This window comes from Rhizobiaceae bacterium, assembly GCA_023953835.1.
GTDB lineage: Bacteria > Pseudomonadota > Alphaproteobacteria > Rhizobiales > Rhizobiaceae > Mesorhizobium_G.
Window position 1 is genome coordinate 561,575 of the sequence record JAMLJB010000001.1, and the last position, 24,650, is coordinate 586,224.

Sequence of the window (24,650 nt, forward strand, 5' to 3'; positions counted from 1 at the left end):
GCGGCGGCGATGGCGACCATCCTCATCCTCGGCGCGGGCGTCATGGGTTCTGCGCTGTCGGTTCCCGCCGCCGACAACGGGCATCGGGTGCTGCTTGCGGGAACGTTCCTGGACGGCGTGCCGGTCGCCCGCATGAAGCAGGGCGGCGTTCATCCCAAGCTGGACGAGCCGCTGCCTGCAAATGTCGAAATCCTCGCGGACGAGGACGTCTCGCCCGTGCACGCGCAGGCGGCGGACCTGATCGTCGTCGGTGTCAGCAGCCCGGGCGTCGGCTGGGCGGTGCAGCGCCTCAACGCCATCATGAAGGAAGGACGCCCGGTCGCCTTCGTCACCAAGGGCCTCGACCTCCTCGATGGCCGTGTCGTCACCTATGCCGAAAAGCTGCCGCCAAAGATCGGAGCCGCCACCGCCTTCATCGGCATTGGCGGCCCTTGCATCGCGCGCGAGCTTGCCAACCGGCAACCCACGTCGAGCATCTATTCCTGCCGCGATGTCGAGGCGGCGCGAGCTTTCGCGCAGTGGATGCAGACGCCCTACTACCGCCTTGCCGTCAGCGATGACGCGATGGGCGTGGAAGCCTGCGCGGCGCTGAAGAATTTCTACGCCATCGGCGTCAGCGCGATGCAGACGCGCTACCGGGACGCCGCGCGCCCCGACGGGCAATCGAAGAACCCCACGGCGGCGGCCTTCAATCAGGCGTCGCGCGAAATGGCCGCCATCTGCGAACTGCTCGGCGGCAGCCGCGAAACCGCCTTCGGCCTTGCGGGCATAGGTGATTTGCATGTGACCGTCGGCGGCGGGCGCAACAGCCGGCTGGGCCATCTGCTCGGCGTCGGGCGCACCGTCTCGGACGCCATGCGCAACGATCTCGCGGGCGAGACGGTCGAGGGCATCGACACGGCGAAAATGCTGCACAATCTCGCCTCGGCCGGCGCAACGCCTTTCCGGCGCGACGGCTTCCCGCTGGCCTTCGCGATCCTCGACGCGGTGCTGCGCGACGAACCGCTCGGCTTCGACTTCGCGAAATTTTCTCCGTCTTGACGCGGAGCCGTTCCGGCGAAACCATCCCGAAAACAAACAATATTTCAGGGACGGAAACATGACGACCATCTTCGATGCACCGGAAGATTTCGCGGCGACTGCGCTCGCCGGCTTTGCCGACATCTACAGCCGCCATGTGCGCCTTGTGCGCGGCGGCGTCGTGCGCGCGACGCGGGTTCCAAAGGGCAAGGTTTCCGTCATCGTCGGCGGCGGGTCCGGCCACTATCCTGCCTTCGCCGGATATGTCGGCCCGGGGATGGCGGACGCGGCTGTCGCGGGCGACATTTTCGCCTCCCCTTCCACCGCATCCGTCGCTCGCGTCTGCCGTCAGGCAAACCATGGCGGCGGCATACTGCTCGGCTTCGGCAATTATGCGGGCGACGTGCTCAATTTCGGGGTCGCGGCGGAACGGCTGCGCGCGGACGGCATCGACGTGCGCATCGTGACCGTGACCGACGATGTCGCCAGCGCGCCCGCCGAAACGCACATGGCGCGGCGTGGCATTGCGGGCGATCTGGTGGTGTTCAAGGTGGCCGGGGCTGCGGCGGAAGCCGGGCTTTCGCTCGATGAGGTCGAGCGCATCACACGCCACGCCAACGCCCGCACCGTGTCTTTCGGTGTGGCGTTCGGCGGCTGCACCCTGCCGGGCGCGGGCGGGCCGCTGTTCACCGTGCCCGGCGGGCAGATGTCACTCGGTCTCGGCATCCACGGCGAACCGGGCATCAGGGATGTGGACCGCGTTTCGGCGACCGAACTCGCGGCAGTGCTTGCCGACCGCCTGCTGGCGGAAAGGCCGCAGGGCGTGACGCGCGTGGCAGCACTTCTGAACGGGCTCGGCGCAACCAAATATGAGGAGCTTTTCGTGCTCTGGCTCGCCGTGGCAAAGCGCCTCAAACATGCCGGGCTGGAGATCGTCGCGCCGGAGGCTGGCGAATATGTCACCAGCCTCGACATGCAGGGCTGCTCGCTCACCCTGATGTGGCTCGACGACGTGCTCGAGACCTATTGGACCGCCGCCTGCGATACGCCCGTGCTCAAGCGCGGCCCTGAGATCGCTACGGAACCTGCCACCGACGCGATTGCCGTCGAGGACGCCGCTCCGGTCTTTGCCGCGGCAAGCGATGCCTCGCGCAAGGATGCGGCCTGCCTCGCCGGATTGATCGCGCGGCTGGCCGACGCGTTGAAGGACGCGGAGGAAGAGCTTGGCCGCATCGACGCCGTCGCTGGCGACGGGGATCACGGCCAGGGCATGCGGCGCGGCTCCGCCGCAGCTTCCCAGGCGGCGCAGCAGGCCGTCGCGGCGGGCGCGGGCGTGGCCGGCACGCTGGCGGCGGCGGGCGACGCATGGGCCGACCGGGCGGGAGGCACCTCCGGCGCGATCTGGGGCCTGCTGCTGCGCGCCTGGAGCACTGCATTTTCAGACGAGACCGCGATCAGCGACGACGCGGTCGTGAAGGGCGCGCGGCTGGCGCTGGACGGCGTGCTGCTGCTCGGGCGGGCGCGCGTCGGCGACAAGACATTGGTGGATGCATTCGTGCCCTTCGTGGAAACGCTGGAAAGCGCGCACGGCGCAGGCAAGCCGCTGAAAGCCGCATGGGCCGAAGCGGCGGCGGCGGCACGGGCGGCGGCGGACGCCACGGCCCCGCTCGCCCCGAAGCTCGGACGCGCGCGGCCCCTTGCCGAGCGCAGCATCGGCCATCCCGACGCGGGCGCGATCTCGCTGGCGCTCGCCGCCCGCGTGGCAGGCAAAGCGATGCGATAGCTCAGCGGGCGTTGTACTTCGCGTCAACCTCGTTGATGGCCTGCACATTGCCTGCGGAGCGGCCATTCTCGTCGAATGTCTCCTTCAGGAAGGCGTCGGCAATCGACTTCGCCAGTTCGGGGCCGATGACGCGCGCGCCCATCGTGATGATCTGCGCGTTGTTGGACAGCGCCGCGCGTTCCGCCGAATAGGTGTCGTGGGTAAGCGCTGCGCGAATGCCCGGCACCTTGTTGGCCGAGATGCAGACTCCGATGCCCGTGCCGCACACAAGGATCGCGCGGTCGTATTTGCCCTGCAACACCTCGTTCGCGACCCGGTCGGACAGGTTGGCGTAATATTTGTCCGGCCCGGCCTCCGTCCGCGAAACTTCCGCAACCTCGTGCTTGTCCTTAAGATGTTCGGCGAGGACCTTCGCCAGCCCTTCACCCGCGCTGTCACCGGCAATGGCAAGTTTCATTTTTCGTCTCCTTTGAGCGTCACAGCGCATCTGCCCAGAATATCGAGATAGCCCTCGACGTTCCAGGCCGCGCGCCCGATGAAAAGCCCGTCAATATGCGGGCAGGCAATGAGTTCGCTGCAATTGTCGGCATTGACCGACCCGCCATAGAGGCAGGGTATCCGGCGGCCCGCTGCATCCTCGGCGATTTCGAGAATTTCGGCATGCCGCGCATCGGCATAGTCGGCTGTGGCGGGAATGCCCTTCGCACCGATCGCCCATACGGGCTCGTAGGCAAGCAGCACGGTTGCGTCTCTCGCATCCCGCACGCCCGCCAGCGCCTTGCGCACCTGGCGCGCCAGCACGTCGGTCGCGCGTCCCGCCTCGCGTTCTTCCAGCGTCTCGCCGATGCAGATCAGCGGGATCAATCCGTGCCGCACGGCAGCGGCGGCTTTCAGGCCGACCGTCTCGTCGGTTTCCCCGAAATGCTCCCGGCGCTCGGAATGTCCGATCTCGACCATGTCCAGCCCGCAATCCCGGAGCATGACCGGGGAAATCTCGCCGGTCCACGCGCCCCCGTCCTCCCAGTGCATGTTCTGTGCGCCGACCTTCACCCGCGTGTGCGCCAATGCGGCCTTGACCTCGCGCACCAGCGTGAACGGCGGAATGACGAAGGGCTGCAAGGCATCGTCAATCGACGCCGCATGCGCCGCCAGACCCTCGGCAAAGGCCATGCCCTCGGCGAGCGTCTTGTTCATCTTCCAGCTTGTGCCGACCCAATGCCGTTTCATTCGTCTCCCTGCCGCACCGATCAGATGTTGAGAAACCGCGCGCCCGTTTCAATATGGGGCGCCCAGAAGGCAATGCTTTCCGCGATCTGAGGAATGACCTGCCGGTCGTTCGGTTCGCGCTCCTTGAAGCTGAGTTCGAGGCAGATCTCATTGTCCCGCGCGCCGCCTTCGGCAAAGGCCGCCAAGAGCCTTTCCGGCTGGATGTTGCCCCTCGCATTGAACTCGGCGGTGAAAGGCCGATGTCCGCCCTTGTCCATCAGGCTCTGCTTGATGTGGATGATCGGCGAATAGGGAGGAACCGCGCGCGCCCATGCATAGGGGTCGTAGTCGTCCGGGTTTCGCGAAGTCACGTCGCCATGGTCGATGTCAGCCATCATCCACATCGGCACCGCCATGTTCGCGGCGCTGAGGCGCTTCTGCAGGGCAATGCATGCGTCAATGGTTTCGCCAAACTCGCGCCCGACGCTCATCGGCTCCCAGAAAACGAAACGCAACCCGGCGGATTTCGCGTGCTCGGCCACCTCCGCCCAGCAATCGATGGCGATGCGTATCAGTTCCTCGCGCCGCACGGGATCGTCATAGTCCCTGAACGCGAAGATCGCGAACTGGGTGCCGACCGAAAAGCCGCCCAGATCTCCGATGATGTCGGCCAGCGTCTTGAACCAGTTCACGTAATAGCGCCGCACGTCGCTGTCCGGGTGGCCGAAATGGTTGAGCCGGCCATACGGTCCGGTCATGCCGCTGGTCACGCGCACGCCGGTGCGCGCAAGTGCAGCACCCATGCGGCGCGTCAGGCGGTGGACAACCAGCGCCGGCCACGATGGATTGATGAACTCATGCGTCAGTTGCAGGTCGCGCACCTTTAGGTCGCGCGCCACCGTGTCGACGAGATCGTCCACATCGGCAAAGCGATTGACCAGCGGATTCGTATTCAGCGACAGCGTGAGGTTCATCGCGTTTTCCGCCGTGGCGCGCGCGCTGCGGGACGCACGTCGCGACCCTCGAACCAGGTGGCGAACGCATCGCGTTCGGCCTTAGTCAGGTGCAGATAGTGCTTGGTCCGGCGCATCAATATATCCTCCGCCGTCCGCGCCCATTCCTTCGCAGCGAGGTAGCGGACCTCGGCTTCGTGAAGCAGGCCGCCGAAGTGCCGTCCGAGCCCGTCGAGGGATTTCGCGTCACCGACGATGTCGCGCGCACGTGTGCCGTAGAGCCTGCCATAGTGCTGGACGAGCGGGCGCGGCATCCACGGAAACTCGTCCCGCAATTCGTTGACGAACGATTCGTAATCGGCATCGGGAATGTCGCCGCCCGGCAGCTTCGCTCCATGCGTCCAGTCGCCGCCCATGTCGGGAAACACACCGCGCAGCTTTTTCATGGCGCGCTCGGCAAGCTCGCGGAAAGTGGTGATCTTGCCGCCAAAAATATTCAACAGCGGCGCGCCGCCATTCTCATCAAGGTCGAACACATAGTCGCGCGTCACGGCGGAGGGATTGCCCTGCCCGTCATCGAAAAGCGGACGAACGCCGGAGAAGGAATGCAGCACGTCCGTGCGCCTCAGCTTCTCCTTGAAGTAGCGGTTCACCGCCTCGATCAGATAGTCAATCTCCGCTTCATCCGCCGCCACCTCCTCGATGCGCCCTTCATAGGCGATGTCGGTGGTGCCGATCAGCGCCTTGTCTCCCTCGTAGGGGTTGATGAAGATCACACGCCTGTCATGGTTCTGCACGAGATAGGCCTGCTCGCCCTTCCAGAACTTCGGAACGATGATGTGGCTGCCTTTCACCAGCCGCACATTGCGCGTCGAGCTTGCGCCCGCCACCTCGCCGATGACGTTGGTGACCCACGGACCCGCCGCGTTGACGATGCAGCGCGCGCGCAGGCTGCGCATCTCTCCGGTCGCCATATCGCGCATCTCGATGCGCCAGACGCCGCCCTCGCGCCTTGCGCTGACCGCTGCCGTGCGGGTCAGGATCGTCGCGCCTTTTTCGGCTGCGTCGAGCGCGTTGAGCACAACCAGCCGCGCATCGTCCACCCAGCAGTCGGAATATTCGAAGCCCTTGCCGAAGCTATCCAGTATGGGTGCGCCCTCGGGGTCGCGATTGAGGTCGAGCGAGCGCGTTCCGGGCAGTTTCCTGCGACCGCCCAGATGGTCGTAGAGGAACAGTCCCAGACGCACCAGCCAGGCGGGCCGGTCCTGCGGGCTGTGCGGCAACACGAAACGCATCGGCCAGATGATGTGGCATGCCGCATTCATCAGCACCTCGCGCTCGACCAGCGCTTCGCGCACCAGCCTGAATTCATAATATTCGAGGTAGCGAAGCCCGCCATGCACCAGCTTGCCCGACCGCGACGAGGTGCCCTGCGCGAGATCGTCCTTCTCGCACAGCACCACCGACAGGCCCCTGCCCGCCGCGTCGCGCGCGATGCCCGCGCCGTTGATGCCGCCGCCGATAACAAACAGGTCGATCAGATCGGACATTGGAGCCTTCTCAGGCAGGTTCACTCAACAGGGGTTGCGGGGCGGCAGCCCCGACAGGTAACGCTGGACCTCGTCGGCGGCCTGCTCAGCCGCGAAGGTGACGGTACGCACCGATGCGCCCGCTATATGCGGCGTCATCGTGACATTGGGAAGCTGCAACAGCGGCCAGTCGGCAGGCACCGGCTCCACCGCGAAGGTTTCGAGCATGGCGCTGCCGATGCGGCCATCCCTCAATGCTTCATAGAGCGCATCGTAGTCGGCGAGCGGCCCGCGCGCGGTGTTCACCAGCAATGCGCCGGGCCTCATGCGCCCGATCGTCTCGCGGTTGATCATGTGCCGCGTTTCTTCGGTGACCCGGGCATGCAGGGTCACGATGTCCGAACGCGCCAGCAACTCGTCGAACGAGACAAGCTCCACGCCGTCGTTGCGGTCCTCCGCGCTCAACTGCACATAGGGGTCGCAGACCAGTATCCTGCATCCGAACGGCTTCAGCAGCTTCACGACCTTCGTGCCGATATTGCCGTAGCCGACCACGCCGACGGTCATCTCGTTGAGTTCGCGGCCCGTCGTGTCGGCGCGGTAAAGGTCGCCCCGCCATTCGCCCCGGCGCAGCGCCTCGTGCCCGACGCGGATGAGGCGCGTTTCCGCAAGGATCGCGCCGATGGCGAATTCCGCCACGGCGCTGGCATTGCGTCCCGGCGTATTCACCACCGTCACCCCATGATCGCGGGCGGCGTTCATGTCGATGTTGACCGGCCCGCCGCGCGACACCGCGACAAGACGCAGCTCCGGCAGGCGCTCGAACATGCCGCGCGAAAGCGGGGCAAGCTGGGTGACGAAAATCTCCGCATCATCGATGAACTCGACCACCTCGTCGGGGTCTCCGAAATATTCCTTCAGCCCGTCGAGGCCCTTGGTCGCATAGCCGTGCTCCATCGGCTCGTCCGGCCAGACGGACCTTTTCGTGCGTATCGCGACGTCACCCTTCACGCGTTTTCCGATCTCGGTCTCGAACACTTCGGGCAACATGAAATTGTCGCCGAGAATAGCAATCTTGCGGGTCATTCCTGGGTCCTTGCATTGGCCATGCCGTGCCACACCGGCCTGAGTGCCTGCCTTGCCTCCAGATAGGAGGGAAACATCCTGCGATAGGACGCCGCGAGGTCCCGGTCCGGTTCCTCGACCTCGCCGAGCAGCGGCGAGGCCCATGCGGCAACGCAATCTTCCATCGTGCTGTGGTGCCCGAGCGCGACGGCGGCGATCATCGCGGTTCCGGCCGCGCCCGCCTCCTCGCGACGACTGCTGCGCATGCGGGTGTTCAGCATCGCGCCCAATATCCTGCGCATGGCGCTGCTGCGCGCCGCGCCGCCGCTCAGCCGCACCTCGGCGGGCGGGCCGCCCATCACCGCGTAGCAATCGTAGGCGGCGAAGGCGATGCCATCGACCACGGCGCGCACGAGGTCGCCATAGCGATGGCGGCTGTTGAGGCCGATGAAGCTTGCAGACGCGCTGGCGTCGGTGAACGGGCCGCGCTCGCCCGCTTCCGAGATATAGGGATGGAACAGGATCGCGCCCGGCTTTCCGGCATTGATCCATTTGTCGACCAGCGCCAGCATCGCGGCGCGATCCTGCGGCAGGGCGAAATCCGACAGCACGTCGTTTGCCAGCCCGAGCACCCAGTCGATGTTGAGCGTCGCCGCCATGTTGGTCTGGCATTGGGCATAGGCGTCGGGCGCGGGCAGGCACATCGTATAGCCCGTGCGGCCCTCGCCAAGCCGCACATCGGCTGCCGAAGGCACGAGACGGATATGCATCCCCGTCGAGCCGATGATCGAGCAGCCGGGTTGCGCGGCCCTGTCGAACAGGCCGACGCCAAGCGCGGTGCAGACGACATCGACATAGCCCAGCACCACCGGCGTGCCCTCCAGCAGGCCGGTCGCGGCGGCGGCGTCGCGCGACAGCGGCGCACTTTGCCGCGCGCCATCCACAATGGGCGGCAGCAGGCGCTTCAATTTTGCCAGTCCGAGTATGTCGATCACCTCGTCCGAATAGGATCGGCTGCGGAAATCGCCGAAGGTGAAGCAGCCCTCCGAGGGATCGGTGGCGCGCTCCCCGGTCAGGCGAAAATAGAGCCAGTCCTTGCAATGGAACGCTGTTGCGGCGCGTTCAAGGCGCTCCGGCGCGGTGCGCGTCATCAGCGCCAGTTGCGGCCCCTGCTGGCAGGCCGCGAGGCCCGAGCCCGTCTTCGAATAGCGCCGCGCATCGTCGTCGTCGCGCGCGCGGATTTCCTCCACCACATCCGCCGCGCGGGCGTCGAGCCACAGCCAGCCCTTGCCGACAGGTTCGCCGTCGCGGTCGATAAGCCATGTGCCGTCGCCCTGCCCGGTCACGGAAACCGCCGCCGTGCGCCGGGCGAGGTCCGGCACCTTCTCGCCAAGCTGGCGCAGCGTGGTGGCCATGTCCTGCCATGTGCGGGCGAGGTCCTGTTCCGCGCCCCGGCCATCGATGGTCTCATAGCGATTGGGCAGCGCCGCCACGGCGAGCTGGTTGCCCTCAAGGTCGAAGGCAATCGACTTCATGACCGAAGTGCCCGCATCGACCCCGATCAGAACGTCGCGCATGTCAGGCAAGCTCCGTCCCATGCGCGATCGCCTTGCCGGTGTCCGCGTCGAAAATATGGATGTCGCCGGGCCGGATGTTCACCTTGATCGTGTCGCCGATCTTCACGTCGGCGCGGTCGTGTTCGACAAGCACCATCGACCCGCCCGCGAAATCGGCGGCGATATGCGTCTGGTCGCCCAGCCACTGGTTGGCCGAAACCGTCGCCGCGACACCGTTTGCGGTCCGGTGCACCGCATAGGGACGCACGCCGACCATCGCCCTGTCGAGCGTGGCCAGCCGTTCGCGCACGGGCGCGGCGAAGTCCTCCTCGGCATAGCTCAGCGAAACGTCGTCGTTGAGCCTCAGTTCGATGCGCCCCCCGGAACGGGAGAGCGAGGCCGCGAACACATTCATCGGCGGCTCGCCGACAAAGGTGCCGGTAAAGAGATTGGCGGGCTTTTCCTTGATGCGTTGCGGCGTGTCGAATTGCTGCAACACGCCGCCCTCCATCACCGCGATGCGGTCGGCAAGCGCGTTCGCCTCGGTCTGGTCGTGCGTCACGAGGATGGCCGTCAGGTTGCGCTCCTTGATGAAATGCTTGATGCGGCCGCGCAGCACGGCGCGCAATTGCGGCTCAAGCTGGCCCATCGGCTCGTCCAGCAGATGCAGGTCGGCATTGCGGATCAGCGCGCGGCCAAGGCTCGCCCGCTGTTGCTGGCCGCCTGAGATCGAGCTTGGATAGCGCTCCAGAATGTCCTCGATCTCTAGCAGCCGGGCCACTTCGGCCACCTTGTCCGCGACGACCGCATTGGATAATCTGGACGCCTTGAGCGCAAAGGCGATGTTTTCCCGGACTGTCAGCGGCGGATAGAGCGAGTAGCCCTCGAAGGCCATCGCGACGTTGCGGCTGACCGGCGCAAGCTCATGCACCTTTCTGTCGGCCAGCGAAATGGAGCCCCGCGAAACGGCCTCGAAACCGGCGATCATGCGCAATGTCGAGGTCTTGCCGCACCCGGACGATCCGAGCAGGGCCACGATCTCGCCCTTGCGGATTTCCATGGACAACGCCTTCACCGCATGCACGCCGTGGTCGATGGCGCCATAGAACTTGTCCACCCCGTCGAGGGTAAGCTGCGGGGCGCTCATGCGGCATCTCCATTTCCGGCGGACAGGCGCCGGCCCGTCGCCCTGTCGAAAACCAGCGCGCTCGGCCCGTCGATCACGATATGCGCGTTGCCGTGGTCCGGTCCCGGCGCGCCGGAAGGCCGCGACACCAGCACTTCCCGCCCGCCCGCCGTGCGAGCCAGCGTGACGGTCTTTTCGTTGAGCGGCGTTTCCGCTTCGATGGTGACGGGAACGGCCCCTTGCGTGCCCGGCGCGGCAAAGCGGATGGCCTCGGGCCGGATGCCGATGGTGCAGTCCCGGCCCACCACGAAATCGAGCGCGGCGGGCAGGCGCACCGGCACCTTAGACAGCTTGAAACAGGGGCCGCTGCCGTCGCGCTCCGGCGTCGCGTCCAGAAGGTTGATCGTCGGGTCGCCGAACAGCCGCGCGATCTCGATGCTGGCAGGCGTCAGGTAGATTTCCTCCGGCGTGCCGACCTGCTGGAGCCGGCCATCGGCCATGATCGCGATCCGGTCGCCGAGCGCCATCGCTTCCTTATAATCCTGCGTGACATAGATCACCGTCGCGCCCTGGTTGGCGAGCAATCGCGGCAGTTCGAGCCGCATCTCGAAACGCAGCTTGGCGTCGACATTGCGCAGCGGATCGTCCAGCAGGAGCACGGGCGGCGACCCCACCAGCGCCCGCGCCAGCGCTGTTCGCTGCTTCTGGCCATTGGACAGCGCCTTCGGATGGTGCGTGAGAACGTGGTCGATCTTGAGCAGCTTTGCCACGCCGTCCACGCCCGCCCGGATCGTATTGCGCGATTGCTTCCGCGCCTCAAGCGGCGTGGCGATGTTGTCGAACGCGCTCATATGCGGGAACAGCGCGAAATTCTGGAACGCCATGCCGATGCCGCGCTCTTCCGCGTCGAGATCGGTCACATCCTCGCCGCCGATCAGGATGCTTCCCTCATCGGCGTCGATCACACCCGCAATGACACGCAGGAGCACGGTCTTGCCCGACCCGGAGGGGCCGAACAGCACCAGTCTTTCGCCGTCGCCCACCGTCAGCGACAGATCGTCGATGGCGGTGTTGGATTTGAAACTCTTGGCGACGTTTCGCAATTCGAGCGTTGCCATCGGGGACTATCCTTTCACCGCGCCGAGCGAGAGCCCTTCGACCAGATAGCGCTGGGCGTAGAGCGCGAGCGCCAGCGTCGGCGTGATCGACAGCACGATTGCCGCCGCGATCTGCCCGTACTGGATGCCGCTTGCCGTTACGAAGGCGAGCGCGCCGACCGTGACCGGCTGCTTGTCGGCGGAGGCCAGCACCAGCGCGAACACGAAATTGTTCCAGGCGAAGATGAAGGCCAGCAGGCCCGCCGCCGCGATGCCCGGCCCCGCCAGCGGCAGCGCGATCTTGCGGAAGGTGGAGAACCAGCCGTGGCCCGCCACCCTGTAGGCGTGTTCGATGTCGGGGGAGATGTCCTCGAAATAGCCGCGCACGATCCACAGGATCAGCGGAAGGCAGATGAGCTGGTAGACCCAGATCAGGCCGAAATAGGTGTTGGCCAGCCCCAGTTGCTGGAAATAGATCGTCAGTGGCAGCAGCACCAGCAAGGGCGGCGCGAAGCGGAAGGACAGAAGCGTGAAGGCGATGTCCTCCGATCCTCGGAACTTGTGGCGCGCGAAGGCATATGCCGCCGGCACGCCGAGCAGCAGCGCCAGCGCCACCGACGTCACCGACAGAAAGACCGAGTTCCACAGCGTCCGCAGGAAGTTGATCTCCAGCGTGCCCGCCGCCGTTTCCAGCCGGCCCGAGATCAACGCCGCATAGTTGGACAAGGTCGGCTCGAAGAAGATCGAGGGCGGAATGCGCAGGATCGTCTCGTTGGTCTGGAACGACATCAGCAGGATCCAGAAGATCGGGAACATGAAGAAGATGATGACGACGGTGAGCGCGATGCCGCGAAGGATGCGCTCCAGCATGGAGGTGTGTTCCATTCTCAAGCCTCCCCGCGTGCGCGCTCTCTGAGGCGCAGCCAGCTCTTGATGAAAATGTTCGACAGGAAATAGGTGATCGCCCACAGGATCACCATCAGCGCAGCCGAGCGCCCGACATTGGTGGACTGGAAGAAGTTCAGATAGGCCTCGACCTGGAACACGGTGAGCGTGTCGCCCGGCCCGCCCTGCGTCATCGCATAGATGATGTCGAATTGCTGGATCGAATCCAGCAGCCGGAACAGGGTAGCGGTCAGAATATAGGGCGTCAGCATCGGCAGCGTGATGCGGAAAAAGACGAACAGCCTCGGAACGCCGTCCAGCGCCGCCGCCTCGAAGGGCTGCGCCGGCAGCGACCTCAGGCCGGCCAGAAGCAGGATCATGATGAAGGGCGTGTAGACCCATATGTCCACCAGCACGACCGTCAGCAGCGCGGTCGATGGCGAGGACGCCCAGCGGAAATCATGCAGCCCGACAAGGCTCGCGAAATAGGACAGGATGCCGAAACCCGGATTTGTCATCAGCTTCCACATCAGCGCCGCCAGCGCGGGCGCCGTCATCAGCGGCAAGAGCAGCATGATCGAAACGAAGTTGTTCACCGTGGAGCGCTTTTGCAGCAAAAGCGCGATGCCGAGGCCGAGCAGAAGCTCGAGAACCACGGTAACGGCCGCATAGGTCAGTGAAACCTCGAGCGTGTTCCAGAACTTCGGATCGGTGAAGAAATTGGTGTAGTTCTCGAACCAGATGAACTTGTAGCCCCATGGCTGGCTCAGCCTGTAGCGGTGCAGCGAATACCAGACCGCCGTCAGGAACGGAATCAATATGCCGATGCAGACCAGCAGCGCGGGCAGGCTGAGCACATAGGGCAGCACGCGTCTTGAAATATGGAAGCCCTTGCTGCGCTTCGGAGCGGTATCGGTTACGGCCAAGGTTGTTCATCCTGATCGACGGCAGGGCGCATTGCGCGGCGGTCCATGCGAACGCGGCCGTCAGCCGCGTTCGCTGGAATGACGAAGCGCCGGGAGTAGAGCGCTTCGCCGATGTTGCAGTGGTCAGCCCAGCCCGGCTTCCTTGAGCTGGCCGTTGATCGATTCGGCCAGCACGTCGAGCCCTTCGTCCACCGGCACCTCCTTCGCCACCATCTTCTGGAGCGTCGCCGCCCATTCGGTGGTGAGGTCGAAGAACAGTGGCTGCGGCGTGAACTTGATCGAAGCACCCGGAGCAGACGCCGTGAACATCTCGAAATAGCCCGGATATTTCTTCAGCTTCTCCACGAAGATCTCGTCCTTCCAGACCGCGTTGCGGACCGGGTTGACGAAGTCCATCTTGGTTGCGCCGAAAATGGCGTGCTCGACGCTTGACGCCCACTGGAGGAAGTACCAGGTCGCGTCCTTGTCCTTCGCGAAGCTCGACATGGCGAGCGACCAGATCCAGATGTTCGGCGTCGGCGCTGCGGCAGCCGGGTTGGCCTTGAAGCCATGGAAGGCGAGATTGCCCGCTTCCTTGGTTCCGCCGTTCTGGAAATAGCCGAGGATATCGGCGTCGAAGATCATCGCGGAAGCGCCCGCGCCAAGGTCGGTGCCGACCTGATACCAGGTATAGGTGGACCAGTCCTTCGGCCCGCTTTCCTGGATCATCTGCACCCACTTCTTGTGGAAGTCCTTCGACTCCGCCGTGTTCATGGCCGCCGACAGCTTGCCGTCCGCCGAAAGGTTCAGGTCCTTCTGGTCGAAATTGGCATAGGCGGACAGGAAGCCCGGATGGATCGTCGCCCACGACCGCGAGCCGCGAACGCCGACGCCATAGACATTGTTGCCTACATCCTTCGTCAGCTTCGCCGCCGTGGCGAGCAGTTCGTCGAGATTCTGCGGAGCGGAAACGCCGACCTTGTCGAACATCACCTTGTTGTAGGTGATATTGTTCTGCTCGAAGCCCCACGGGATGCACCATTGCTTGGCATCGTCGGAGCCAAGCGGAGCGCCGGGCTGGCCGCTCCACGCGCAGGACTTGCGCACGCCTTCCAGAACGTCATCCCATGCATAGTTCGGGTTGGTCTTGGCGGGGTCCTTGATCCATTCGTTGAGGTCGGTGCACCAGCCTGCCGGACCATAGGTCCATGTCATGTACGCGCCGGTCATGAACGCATCATATTCGGAAGAACCGGACGAAAGCGCTGCCGTCACCTTGTCGAAATAGACGTCCTCGGGGAACACGTCATAGGTCACCTCGATGCCGGTCAAATCCTTGAACGCCTGAAGATTGGCGATCATGGCATCGGCATAGGGATGCTTGTTGAGCAAGAGCTTCAACGATTTGCCCTTGTGGGCCTGCCAGTCGAAATCGGCGGCGAGCGCGCGGCTTTGCGTCATGCCGAGCAGCGTGCCGCCGAGGCCGGCTGCGACGCCCATCATGCCGAGCTGTTTCAAAAGTTCGCGACGATCGAGTTGCCTGCGTACAAACGCATCAATCAGGTCTTTTTCTCTTTCATACATACCAAAGCTCCTCCCGGGTAGGTTCGAAAGACTTCGCGCCGGCTACCCGACCGGCATCTCCTCCACGAGCGATCTTGCCGTGCGCTCATCCGTGATGAGACCCGTCAAGCTTCCGCTTTTCAAAATGGAACGAATGGCGGAAACCTTGATCCGTCCGCCTGCCACCGCGACGATGCGGCGGCCCTGCAAATCCTGGCGATCAAGCGCCAAAATGCGGTTCGAAAGGCTCGTCTCGAACGGCTTCCCTTCCGCATCGAAGAAGTGGCCGAGCAATTCGCCGACGCCGCCGCCATTCTTCAATTCCTCCATCTCCGACCCGGAGATCATGCCGGTCGCGACCAGCGAGGCCTCGGGAAGTGCGGTGCCTATCCCCGCCAGCAGCAGGTCCGCCGACCGCGCAAGGCCCAGCACCTCGCCTATCCCGCGCTGGCCGAGCAGCACGTCCCGGTCGTCCGCATTGTTCGCGAACATGGGCACCGGCATGACGAAGGCTTCCGCCGAAGTCCGCTCGGCGAGCCGGTGGATCACGTCATGCGGATTGGCCGAGAATTTGCGCGTGAGGCCGCCCAGCAGCGAGACAAACCGCACGCCGGTGACCGCCGCGCGCGGCAGGTACTGCACGCACGCCGCAAGCGTGCGACCGTGTCCGACGCCAATCAGTTCGACATTGTCGGCAAGCATTTCACGCATGAGGAAGCGCGCGCCGGCAATGCCCAGCGCCTTCAGCGGCAATTCGTCGGAATCGAAATCAGGGACCACCTCGCAATATTTGAGGCCGTAGCTTTCGCTGACGCGGTTTTCCAGCTCGACGCATTCGGCGACATCGCCATCGACAAATACCTTCACCAACCCTTCCTGGTTGGCGCGGGTGATAAGCCGATGGGCCTTGAGCCCCGTAAGGCCAAGCCGTTTCGCCACCTCGGATTGAGTCATGCCGCCCGCGTAGTGCATCCACGCGGCTCTTGCGGCCATGCTCGCGTCCTCATCGCGCAGCGCGCCGTTGACGATCACGTGTCCTCCCTTGGATGATATTTTTATCATCGTGTGCAAAATTCTTCATAGACCGGCGCAGGAGTCAAGACACAGTTTCGTTTTGCGGGGAAATTTCGATGCATCGCAGTTGATCTCCGACATGAACGCCCCGTTAACTCCGGCAGCGCACACTCCCGGCAGCAACTGTCCAGATGGTGGTCCGGATGCGCTCGCTTCACATTCTGCTTGTCTGCCTTTCCGCCGCGGGTGCCTGCCTGCCGACGATCTCACGCGCGGACACGCAGACCGTGGCGCCGGTCTATGTGAACCCCGACCGGGAATGCACGGGTGACGACTGCGCGACGCTGGAGCGCCCGCCTGTCCATTGCCAGGGATTCGATTGCCTGCCTCCTGAGCAAAATCCGGTCGTGGAGTGCCAGGGGCGCGATTGCCTGCCGCGCGAGCAAAACCCGGTCATCGAATGCCAGGGACAGGATTGCCTTCCATCCGCGAAAATCTGCGAAGGTGATGATTGCGCGCCGTCAGAAGGCGAGTAACCTTCCGGTCTATTCCTTCCCGGCGATCATCATGGCGGCTTTTTCCGCGATCATTACAACCGGCGCGTGGGTGTTGCCCGATACGATCGTAGGCATGATCGACGCGTCCGCAACGCGCAGCCGACCGACACCATGCACGCGCAATTTGTCGTCGACCACTGCCATCTTGTCCGCGCCCATGCGGGCCGTGCCGACCGGATGGAAAATGGTGGTGGCGATATCGCCCGCCGCGCGAGCCAGATCCTCCGCGCTTTCCACGTCGCTGCCCGGTTTCAGTTCGCGTGGGGAAAACGCCGCCATGCGCCGCGTTCCCATCAACCGCCGTGCGGCGAGGATCGAATCCGCCGCGACCTGCCTGTCGGCGGGCGTCGAAAGATAGTTCGGCGCGATGCGCGGATGGATGCCCGGATCGGGTGACACGATCCGCACCGATCCGCGCGATTCCGGGCGCAGGTTGCAGACGGACACGGTGATCGCCGGGAAACTGTGCAGCGGTTCGCCGAAGCGGTCCAGCGACAGCGGCTGGACGTGGAACTCGATATTGGGGGTCTCGTAGCGCGCCGCCGATTTCATGAAAATGCCAAGCTGGCTCGGCGCCATCGACATGGGCCCGCTGCGCTTCAACAGATATTCCAGCGCGATGCCCATCTTGCCCGAGAGGCTGGCCTGCCGCTCGTTCAGGGTGTCCGCGCCCGTGATGCCGAACAGCGTGCGGATTTGCAGATGGTCCTGAAGGTTCTCACCGACGCCCGGCAGGTCGCGGCGCACCTCGATTCCCTGCGAGGAAAGGAGGGCGCCCGGCCCAATGCCGGAAAGCTGGAGGATTTGCGGCGTGCCGATCGCCCCCGCGCTCAGCACAAGCTCGCCGTCCACATGCGCGATCGACGGCTGGCCGTTGACCGTGAATTCGACCGCCGTGACCGCGCCGCCCTCCAGCCGCAGCCGCTCGACCATGGCATGCGTGACGACGCGAAGGTTTGGCCGCTTCATGGCCGAGCGAAGAAAGGCGCGCACCGCGTTGAAGCGGATGCCGCTTTTCTGGTTCACCTCGAAATAACCCGAGCCCAGATTGTCGCCGGTATTGAAATCGTCTGTTTTCGGAACACCTATTTCTTCAGCCGCCTCGCGCACCGCGTCGAGAATCGGCCATGACAGGCGCTGTTTCTCGACGCGCAGTTCGCCGCCCTGCCCGTGCCACGGGCCGTTGCGCGACTGGTGGTCTTCCGATTTGAGGAAGAGCGGCAGAACGTCGTCCCATCCCCAGCCGACATTGCCGAGCTGGCGCCAGTGGTCGTAGTCGCCGGCCTGCCCGCGCATGTAGATCATGCCGTTGATGGACGAGCAGCCGCCCAGCACCCTGCCGCGCGGATAAGCCAGCGAACGACCGTTCAGCCCGTTCTCCTCGGCGGTGGAATAACCCCAGTCCGTGCGCGGATTGCCCATGCAATAGAGATAGCCGACCGGAATATAGATCCAGTGGTAGCGGTCGGAGCCGCCGGCTTCCAGAAGCAGCACCCGGTTGCGGCCATCGGCGGAAAGGCGGTTGGCAAGGACGCATCCGGCGGAACCCGCTCCGACGACAATGAAGTCGAAACGGCCAAGGTCATGCCTGCCGGACACTATTCCACTGACCCCCGCGCCACGCGAAGCGACACTCCGGCATTCGATGAAGTCGTCATCAATTCTCCTCCCAGGACAGGGACCGGCCTGCAATCCCTTGATACTGATCTGGCTGCATCCGTCAAAAAATGAAAGCACCAATGCGCCGCAAAGCGCAAAAACATCGATTTCGGCGCAGGTCAGGAACGCGATGGCGCGTGCGCCGCAACTTTGTCCTTCGCATTCGCACAATTGTGTGCGAAACGCCGTGCCGGGAAGTTGACGCGGGGGAAGGGAGGTGCGTCATGAGCGTTTCCATACACAAAAATTCGCTGACGCCGCCTGACATAAGGGCGCGCAAGGGAGGCACGCCGCTCGTGTGCCTGACCGCCTACACGACGCCGGTTGCAAGGCTGCTCGACCCGCATTGCGACGTGGTCCTCGTCGGCGACAGCGTCGGCATGGTCCTGCACGGGCTTGCATCGACACTCGACGTTTCGCTCGACATGATGGTGATGCACGGCAAGGCGGTCCGGCGCGGGCTGGAAAATGCGCTGATGGTGGTCGACATGCCGTTTGGCTCCTATGAGGAAAGCGAGGCGCAGGCTTTCCGCAGCGCTGCGCGCGTGATGGCCGAGACAGGCTGCGCCGCGGTCAAGCTCGAAGGGGGCGCGAGCATGGCTCCGACGATCCGCTTCCTGACCGCTCGCGGCATTCCGGTCATGGCGCATATCGGCCTGACGCCACAGGCGGTGAATGCGTTCGGCGGCTACAGGGTGCAGGGCCGCGCCGCAGACGCCGACAGAATACGGAACGACGCCACGGCCGTCGCGGACGCAGGCGCGTTCGCCGTGGTGTTGGAGAAGATAACCGAGCCCCTTGCCCGCGACATCACAAGGCAGATCGCGATTCCGACGATCGGCATCGGGGCCTCGCCCGGCTGCGATGGCCAGATCCTCGTGGTTGACGACATGCTCGGTTTTTTCACCGACTTCCGCCCCAAATTCGTCCGCCGCTATGCCGAATTGGGGCAGACCGCCGCAGAGGCCGTCGCGAACTATGCCGCCGATGTGCGTGATAGGCGCTTTCCGGCGAGCGAGCACACCTATTCCGACGCAACCGGCGGCAGCGCCACGAGCGAGAACCCGTGAGCCTTCCAATCGTCCGAACCGTGGCGCATCTGCGCCAATGCGTCGCCGACTGGCGTCGAGAGCGCGCGCGGGTGGCGGTCGTGCCGACGATGGGCGCGCTTCACGAAGGCCATCTGAGCCTCGTGCGCGCCGCGCTCGACCGGGCGGAGCGGGTTATCGTGACCCTGTTCGTCAATCCGAGACAGTTCAACAGTCCTGCCGACCTCGCAGCCTACCCCCGTACGGAAGAGCAGGATGCCGAAAAGCTCCGGCCGCTTGGCGCGCACATGCTCTATGCGCCCGATGCTTCCGAAATCTACCCGGATGGCTTCGCCACCACCGTCTCGGTCAGCGGCGTGAGCGAGGGCCTGTGCGGCGCGGGTCGTCCGGGCCATTTCGACGGCGTGGCGACGGTCGTCGCCAAGCTGTTCCTGCAAACAGGAGCAGATATCGCGTTGTTCGGCGAAAAGGACTTCCAGCAACTGCATGTCGTGAAGCGCATGGCGCGCGACCTCGACATTCCGATCGAGGTCGTCGCATGTCCGACGGTGCGCGAACCCGACGGGCTGGCGCTATCGTCGAGAAATGCGAGGCTGTCGCCTGCAGAGCGCCTTGTTGCGCCGCGGCTTGCGGAAATCCTGTTTGAATCGGCGCTTGCACTTCAGGCGGGCGCTGCGGCTGGAGAGACGCTCAAGCTCGCGAAAAGCCGAATCGCTGCTGCCGGTTTCGACCGCGTCGAATATCTCGAACTGCGCTCGGCGGAGGACCTGTCGCCGCTTGCGGCTGCTGCCCGCCCTGCCCGGCTTCTGGCTGCGGCATGGCTTGGCCAAACGCGGCTGATCGACAATGTCGAAGTGCGCCCGATGGCCGGCGGCTGATGCGCCGTTACCGCAGCTTCGCGCCGATCCATTCAGGCCAAAATCATTCCCACTCGATGGTGCCGGGCGGTTTGCTGGTCACGTCATAGACGACGCGGTTGATGCCGCGAACCTCGTTGATGATGCGCGTCGCGGCGTTGCCGAGGAAATTCATGTCGTAGTGGAAGAAATCTGCCGTCATGCCGTCCACCGAGGTGACCGCGCGTAGCGCGCAGACATATTCATATGTCCGCCCGTCGCCCATGACGCCCACGGTCTGGACAGGCAGGAGCACCGCGAAAGCCTGCCAGATGGCGTCGTAAAGGCCCGCCTTTCGGATTTCGTCCAGATAGATCGCATCGGCTTCCCGCAGGATTTCGAGCTTTTCGCGCGTCACGCCGCCGGGGCAGCGTATCGCAAGCCCCGGACCGGGGAACGGATGCCGCCCGATGAACGAGTCCGGCAGTCCAAGTTCCTTGCCCAGCTCGCGCACCTCGTCCTTGAACAATTCGCGCAGCGGCTCCACCAGCTTCATGTTCATGCGATCCGGCAGGCCGCCGACATTGTGGTGCGACTTGATCGTTACCGAAGGCCCGCCCGTAAACGAGACGCTTTCGATGACATCGGGATAGAGCGTTCCCTGCGCAAGAAAATCCGCGCCGCCCAGCTTCCGCGCCTCCTCCTCGAACACGTCGATGAACAGCCGCCCGATGGTCTTGCGCTTCTTTTCGGGATCGCTCTCGCCTTCAAGCGCGCCGATGAAACGGTCCGATGCATCCACCAGGATCAATGGCAGGTTGTAATGCTCACGGAACATGGCGACCACTTCAGCCGCCTCGTTCTTGCGCATCAGCCCGTGGTCCACGAGGATGCAGGTCAGTTGTTCGCCCACCGCTTCATGGATGAGCAGCGCCGCGACGGAGGAATCCACCCCGCCCGAAAGCGCGCAGATCACCTTGCCCTTGCCGACCTGCCTGCGGATCGTTTCGACCGCCTGCTCGCGATAGGCGGCCATCGTCCAGTCGCCTTCCAGCCCGACCACCTTGCGCACGAAATTGCGCAAAAGCTTGGCGCCGTCGGGCGTGTGCACCACCTCGGGATGGAACATCACGCCATACATCCTGCGCTCGACATTGCCGAAGATGGCGAATGGCGCGCCTTCGGAGCGACCAAATATCTCGAACCCTTCCGGGAGCGAAATCACGCGGTCTCCATGGCTCATCCACACCTGATGGCGCTGGCCAGCCGTCCATATGCCGTCGAACAGCGGGCAATCCTGCTGGATTTCCACGAAAGCGCGCCCGAACTCGCGATGGTCCGAACCTTCCGCGACCCCGCCCATCTGGACGCACATCGCCATCTGCCCGTAGCAGATGCCCAGTATCGGCACGCCTGCCTCGAAGATTTCCTGCGGCGCGCGCGGGCTGCCGGCTTCGTGCGTCGAGGCCGGGCCGCCCGAAAGGATCACGCCCTTCGGCTGCAACCGCGCGAAGGCTTCCGCCGCCGACTGGAACGGCACGATTTCAGAATAGACCCCCGCTTCCCGGACCCGTCGCGCAATGAGCTGGGTGACTTGGCTGCCGAAATCGATGATGAGGATAGCGTCTGGGTGAGCTGTGTTCGTCATGACGGGCGTCTAAAGAAAGAAATGAGTCGGCGCAATGGGTTGGCGGCGTTTGTGCGGATTGTGAGTCCGCAAGCTCACAAGTTGATTCAATTTCCTGATGCGTTGATTCAACCGCCGCGTGCAAGTGCCAGTTTGCCGGAAGCCAGCGCCTTTTCAAGGTCGCCCACGGCGGCGGCGAGCTTTTCGTCGATCACATGCAGATATTCCGTCCAGTTGTCGACATGCCGCAGTTCCTCCACCCCGTCGGAAATGCCGCGCAGCGCGATCAACGGCAGATCGAAGCGCTGGCAGGCCCGCAGCACGGCAAAGGTTTCCATATCGACCATGTCGGCGAGTATGGCGTCATAGGCCAATCCCGAAACGATGTTGGCGCCGGTCGACAGCGAGGCGCATTTGATGCCCGGAACGCGCAGCGGCAGGTCCACTATTTCCGGCAGGTCGAGGAACGGCGTCTTGCCCTTCGGAAAGCCGAGCGCGGAGGCGTCCATATCGCGATAGGACACCGACACGGCCTGGTAGATTTCGGTCTGCTCCAGCGACCGGCTTCCAGCCGACCCCAGCGACACCACAAGGTCGGGAAGCCCCTTGCCGGCCTCAAGCCTCGCCAGCGCCGCGCCCGCGACGACGCCCGCCTCAACCGGGCCGACGCCGGTCATCAGCGGTTCGAACAGGCTGCGCAGGTGCGGACCATATTCCGGCTCGGCGGCCATGACGAACAGGACGCGTCGCCCGCCGATCTGGACCGGCGCGCTCACCCCTCTATGCCTTCCCGGCCGGTGATGGTCATCAATGTGCCGGTCATCGTAGCGATCAGCTTTGCCTCGCCATCATTCATTGCGTAGGCCTCACCATCTGCCACAATGATGGTACGGCCGGGCTTGGTAACAGAACCGCGAAACAGGAAACGCTCGCCCTTGCCCGGTGCAAGCAGGTTCACCTTGAACTCGATTGTCAGCACGCCCGCACTTGGCGGCATCAGCGAGAAGGCCGCATAGCCGCATGCCGAATCCAGCGCGGTTGAAATGATGCCCGCGTGCAGGAAGCCGTGCTGCTGGGTCAGATCCGCGGAAAACGGCATTTCGATTTCAATCGTGCCCGGTGTAACATAGGTCAATTCCGCCCCGATCGCTCGCATCACGTTCTGCTTGGCAAAAGATGCCCGCACCCGGTCCTCGAAATCTGCCGCTGGTACAATCTTGGCTGCCATCAGGTCTCTCCGGCCCGCATATGCCGGGCCGCTGCTCATAATCGTGGCAGTCTAGTGCATTTTTGTGCGGTGCAACAACTACCTATTCGTCGGGTAGCTTGCGCACTGCGCCCTTGTCGGCGCTGGTGGCGAAGGCCGCATAGGCCTTTAATGCCTTGGTCACATTGCGCTTGCGCTTTTCCACAGGCTTCCAGCCCTTGGCGTCCTGCTCCTTGCGGCGTTCGGCCAGTTCCGCCTCACCGAGGACCAGATTAATGGTTCTTCCCGGAATATCGATCTCGATGATGTCGCCCGTACGCACCAGTCCGATGGCTCCGCCTTCCGCCGCCTCCGGCGAAACGTGACCGATGGACAGGCCCGAAGTACCGCCCGAAAACCGGCCGTCGGTCAGCAGCGCGCACGCCTTGCCCAGCCCCTTCGATTTCAGGTAGCTGGTCGGGTAGAGCATTTCCTGCATGCCGGGGCCGCCGCGCGGCCCCTCATAACGGATGACCACCACCTCGCCGGCATTGACCTCATTGCTCAGGATCCCCTTCACGGCGGCGTCCTGGCTTTCATAGACCCGCGCCGCGCCGGTGAATTTCAGGATGCTTTCGTCGACACCAGCGGTTTTCACGACGCAGCCGTCGAGAGCGATGTTGCCCTTGAGCACGGCAAGTCCGCCATCCTTTGAGAACGGATGCTCGATGGAGCGGATCACGCCCTTTTCGCCGTCCGTGTCGAGATCGTCCCAGCGCGCTTCCTGGCTGAACGCCACCTGCGTCGGAACACCACCCGGCGCGGCGCGGAAAAACTTGCGTACGGATTCCGAATTGGTTCGCGTGATGTCCCAGCGGTCGATGGCATCGCCGATCGTCGTGGCGTGCACGGTCGCGCAATCGCGGTTGATCAGCCCGCCGCGTTCAAGCTCGCCGAGAATGCGCATGATGCCGCCCGCGCGATGCACATCTTCCATGTGCACGTCGCTCTTGGCAGGCGCAACCTTCGAAAGGCAAGGCACCTTGCGCGACAGGCGGTCGATGTCGTCCATCGTGAAATCGATTTCGCCCTCCTGCGCCGCGGCAAGGATATGCAGCACCGTGTTGGTCGAGCCGCCCATCGCGATGTCGAGCGACATGGCGTTTTCGAACGCTGCCTTGTTGGCGATGTTGCGCGGCAGCGCGGTGGCGTCGTCCTGCTCGTACCAGCGCTGCGCGAGGTCGACGATCAGGTGTCCGGCCTCCACGAACAGGCGGCGGCGGTCGCCATGCGTGGCCAGCGTCGATCCGTTACCGGGCAGCGACAAGCCCAATGCCTCGGTCAGGCAGTTCATCGAATTGGCGGTGAACATGCCGGAGCAGGAGCCGCAGGTCGGGCACGCCGAGCGCTCGATGACCTTCACATCGGCATCCGAGACCTTGTCGTCGGCAGCCGCCACCATGGCGTCGATCAGGTCGAGCGCATGCGTCTTGCCGGCCAGCACGACCTTGCCCGCTTCCATCGGGCCGCCCGAGACGAAGACCGTCGGAATGTTGAGGCGCAACGAGGCCATCAGCATGCCCGGCGTGATCTTGTCGCAATTGGAAATGCAGACCATCGCGTCGGCGCAATGCGCATTGACCATATATTCCACGCTGTCGGCGATCAGCTCGCGCGAGGGCAGCGAATAGAGCATGCCGTCATGGCCCATGGCGATGCCATCATCGACGGCGATGGTGTTGAACTCCTTCGCCACGCCCCCGGCATTCTCGATCTCGCGCGCCACGAGCTGGCCTAGGTCCTTCAGGTGCACATGGCCGGGCACGAACTGCGTGAAGGAATTGACGACGGCAATAATCGGCTTGCCGAAGTCCCCATCCTTCATTCCGGTGGCGCGCCAGAGTCCGCGCGCGCCGGCCATATTGCGTCCGTGGGTCGTGGTACGTGAGCGATATGCGGGCATGTTCGTGTCCAATTCGGTGCTTGAGCGGAGCTACCTACAGAAAAATAGCGGAAAGGTCACGGAAAAACGGG

22 protein-coding genes are annotated in these 24,650 nt (G+C 64.2%); 5 read left to right on the forward strand and 17 right to left on the reverse strand.

What is annotated here, in order from left to right:
- The first annotated feature begins 9 nt into the window (after positions 1-9).
- Both M9924_02675 and M9924_02680 read left to right on the forward strand, forming a co-directional pair.
- On the forward strand, positions 10-1,041 hold the full coding sequence (locus M9924_02675; GenBank protein ID MCO5063300.1) for a glycerol-3-phosphate dehydrogenase: 1,032 nt from the start codon (positions 10-12) through the stop codon (positions 1,039-1,041).
- Positions 1,042-1,099: 58 nt separating this feature from the next.
- Positions 1,100-2,803, forward strand: coding sequence for a dihydroxyacetone kinase family protein (locus M9924_02680; GenBank protein MCO5063301.1), 1,704 nt, complete (start codon positions 1,100-1,102; stop codon positions 2,801-2,803).
- 1 nt (position 2,804) lies between these two features.
- Here M9924_02680 and M9924_02685 read toward each other — a convergent pair whose 3' ends face one another.
- The 12 genes from M9924_02685 to M9924_02740 form a co-directional block, all read right to left on the reverse strand.
- Entirely contained in the window at positions 2,805-3,260 is a 456-nt protein-coding gene (locus M9924_02685; protein ID MCO5063302.1) for an RpiB/LacA/LacB family sugar-phosphate isomerase, read from the reverse strand.
- Positions 3,257-4,030 carry a triose-phosphate isomerase gene (locus M9924_02690; protein MCO5063303.1) on the reverse strand — a complete coding sequence of 258 codons (774 nt, stop codon included), beginning with the start codon at positions 4,028-4,030 and terminating at the stop codon, positions 3,257-3,259. Before M9924_02690 ends, M9924_02685 begins: the two co-directional genes overlap by 4 nt.
- 20 nt (positions 4,031-4,050) lie before the next feature.
- Positions 4,051-4,983 carry a sugar phosphate isomerase/epimerase gene (locus M9924_02695; protein ID MCO5063304.1) on the reverse strand — a complete coding sequence of 311 codons (933 nt, stop codon included), beginning with the start codon at positions 4,981-4,983 and terminating at the stop codon, positions 4,051-4,053.
- The gene (locus tag M9924_02700; GenBank protein MCO5063305.1) at positions 4,980-6,512 is read right to left on the reverse strand and encodes a glycerol-3-phosphate dehydrogenase; all 1,533 of its coding nucleotides are present in this window, start codon (positions 6,510-6,512) and stop codon (positions 4,980-4,982) included. Before M9924_02700 ends, M9924_02695 begins: the two co-directional genes overlap by 4 nt.
- 24 nt (positions 6,513-6,536) lie before the next feature.
- On the reverse strand, positions 6,537-7,577 hold the full coding sequence (locus M9924_02705; protein ID MCO5063306.1) for a 2-hydroxyacid dehydrogenase: 1,041 nt from the start codon (positions 7,575-7,577) through the stop codon (positions 6,537-6,539).
- The gene (locus M9924_02710) at positions 7,574-9,133 is read right to left on the reverse strand and encodes a carbohydrate kinase (GenBank protein ID MCO5063307.1); all 1,560 of its coding nucleotides are present in this window, start codon (positions 9,131-9,133) and stop codon (positions 7,574-7,576) included. The genes M9924_02705 and M9924_02710 overlap by 4 nt, the downstream gene beginning before the upstream one ends.
- 1 nt (position 9,134) lies before the next feature.
- On the reverse strand, positions 9,135-10,259 hold the full coding sequence (locus M9924_02715; protein MCO5063308.1) for an ABC transporter ATP-binding protein: 1,125 nt from the start codon (positions 10,257-10,259) through the stop codon (positions 9,135-9,137).
- The gene (locus M9924_02720; GenBank protein MCO5063309.1) at positions 10,256-11,356 is read right to left on the reverse strand and encodes an ABC transporter ATP-binding protein; all 1,101 of its coding nucleotides are present in this window, start codon (positions 11,354-11,356) and stop codon (positions 10,256-10,258) included. Before M9924_02720 ends, M9924_02715 begins: the two co-directional genes overlap by 4 nt.
- 6 nt (positions 11,357-11,362) lie before the next feature.
- The gene (locus M9924_02725; GenBank protein MCO5063310.1) at positions 11,363-12,220 is read right to left on the reverse strand and encodes a carbohydrate ABC transporter permease; all 858 of its coding nucleotides are present in this window, start codon (positions 12,218-12,220) and stop codon (positions 11,363-11,365) included.
- A 2-nt stretch (positions 12,221-12,222) separates the two neighbouring features.
- Complete coding sequence (locus tag M9924_02730) at positions 12,223-13,146, reverse strand: sugar ABC transporter permease (GenBank protein ID MCO5063311.1); 924 nt, start codon at positions 13,144-13,146, stop codon at positions 12,223-12,225.
- A gap of 123 nt (positions 13,147-13,269) precedes the next feature.
- Positions 13,270-14,709, reverse strand: a complete 1,440-nt coding sequence (locus tag M9924_02735; protein MCO5063312.1) for an extracellular solute-binding protein — start codon at positions 14,707-14,709, stop codon at positions 13,270-13,272.
- Between the two features lie 42 nt (positions 14,710-14,751).
- On the reverse strand, positions 14,752-15,681 hold the full coding sequence (locus M9924_02740; GenBank protein ID MCO5063313.1) for a sugar-binding transcriptional regulator: 930 nt from the start codon (positions 15,679-15,681) through the stop codon (positions 14,752-14,754).
- Positions 15,682-15,905: 224 nt separating this feature from the next.
- Here M9924_02740 and M9924_02745 point away from each other — a divergent pair, with 224 nt between their 5' ends.
- Positions 15,906-16,238, forward strand: coding sequence for a hypothetical protein (locus M9924_02745; GenBank protein MCO5063314.1), 333 nt, complete (start codon positions 15,906-15,908; stop codon positions 16,236-16,238).
- Between the two features lie 9 nt (positions 16,239-16,247).
- Here the strand turns inward: M9924_02745 and M9924_02750 are convergent, their stop codons facing one another.
- Positions 16,248-17,858: a GMC family oxidoreductase N-terminal domain-containing protein gene (locus tag M9924_02750; protein MCO5063315.1), complete on the reverse strand. Its 1,611-nt coding sequence runs from the start codon at positions 17,856-17,858 to the stop codon at positions 16,248-16,250.
- A gap of 284 nt (positions 17,859-18,142) precedes the next feature.
- On the opposite strand from M9924_02750, the gene panB reads away from it, so the two are divergent.
- Both panB and panC read left to right on the forward strand, forming a co-directional pair.
- The gene (gene panB / locus M9924_02755; protein ID MCO5063316.1) at positions 18,143-18,988 is read left to right on the forward strand and encodes a 3-methyl-2-oxobutanoate hydroxymethyltransferase; all 846 of its coding nucleotides are present in this window, start codon (positions 18,143-18,145) and stop codon (positions 18,986-18,988) included.
- On the forward strand, positions 18,985-19,845 hold the full coding sequence (gene panC, locus M9924_02760) for a pantoate--beta-alanine ligase (protein MCO5063317.1): 861 nt from the start codon (positions 18,985-18,987) through the stop codon (positions 19,843-19,845). The genes panB and panC overlap by 4 nt, the downstream gene beginning before the upstream one ends.
- Before the next feature lie 43 nt (positions 19,846-19,888).
- Here panC and guaA read toward each other — a convergent pair whose 3' ends face one another.
- The 4 genes from guaA to ilvD all read right to left on the reverse strand — a co-directional run bounded on the left by guaA (position 19,889) and on the right by ilvD (position 24,579).
- Complete coding sequence (gene guaA, locus M9924_02765; protein ID MCO5063318.1) at positions 19,889-21,451, reverse strand: glutamine-hydrolyzing GMP synthase; 1,563 nt, start codon at positions 21,449-21,451, stop codon at positions 19,889-19,891.
- Between the two features lie 107 nt (positions 21,452-21,558).
- A complete protein-coding gene (locus tag M9924_02770; protein MCO5063319.1) occupies positions 21,559-22,206 on the reverse strand; it encodes a 5'-methylthioadenosine/S-adenosylhomocysteine nucleosidase in 648 nt (215 codons plus the stop codon).
- Positions 22,203-22,658, reverse strand: coding sequence for a PaaI family thioesterase (locus M9924_02775; GenBank protein ID MCO5063320.1), 456 nt, complete (start codon positions 22,656-22,658; stop codon positions 22,203-22,205). Before M9924_02775 ends, M9924_02770 begins: the two co-directional genes overlap by 4 nt.
- 82 nt (positions 22,659-22,740) lie before the next feature.
- Positions 22,741-24,579 carry a dihydroxy-acid dehydratase gene (gene ilvD, locus M9924_02780; GenBank protein ID MCO5063321.1) on the reverse strand — a complete coding sequence of 613 codons (1,839 nt, stop codon included), beginning with the start codon at positions 24,577-24,579 and terminating at the stop codon, positions 22,741-22,743.
- Between the last annotated feature and the right edge of the window lie 71 nt (positions 24,580-24,650).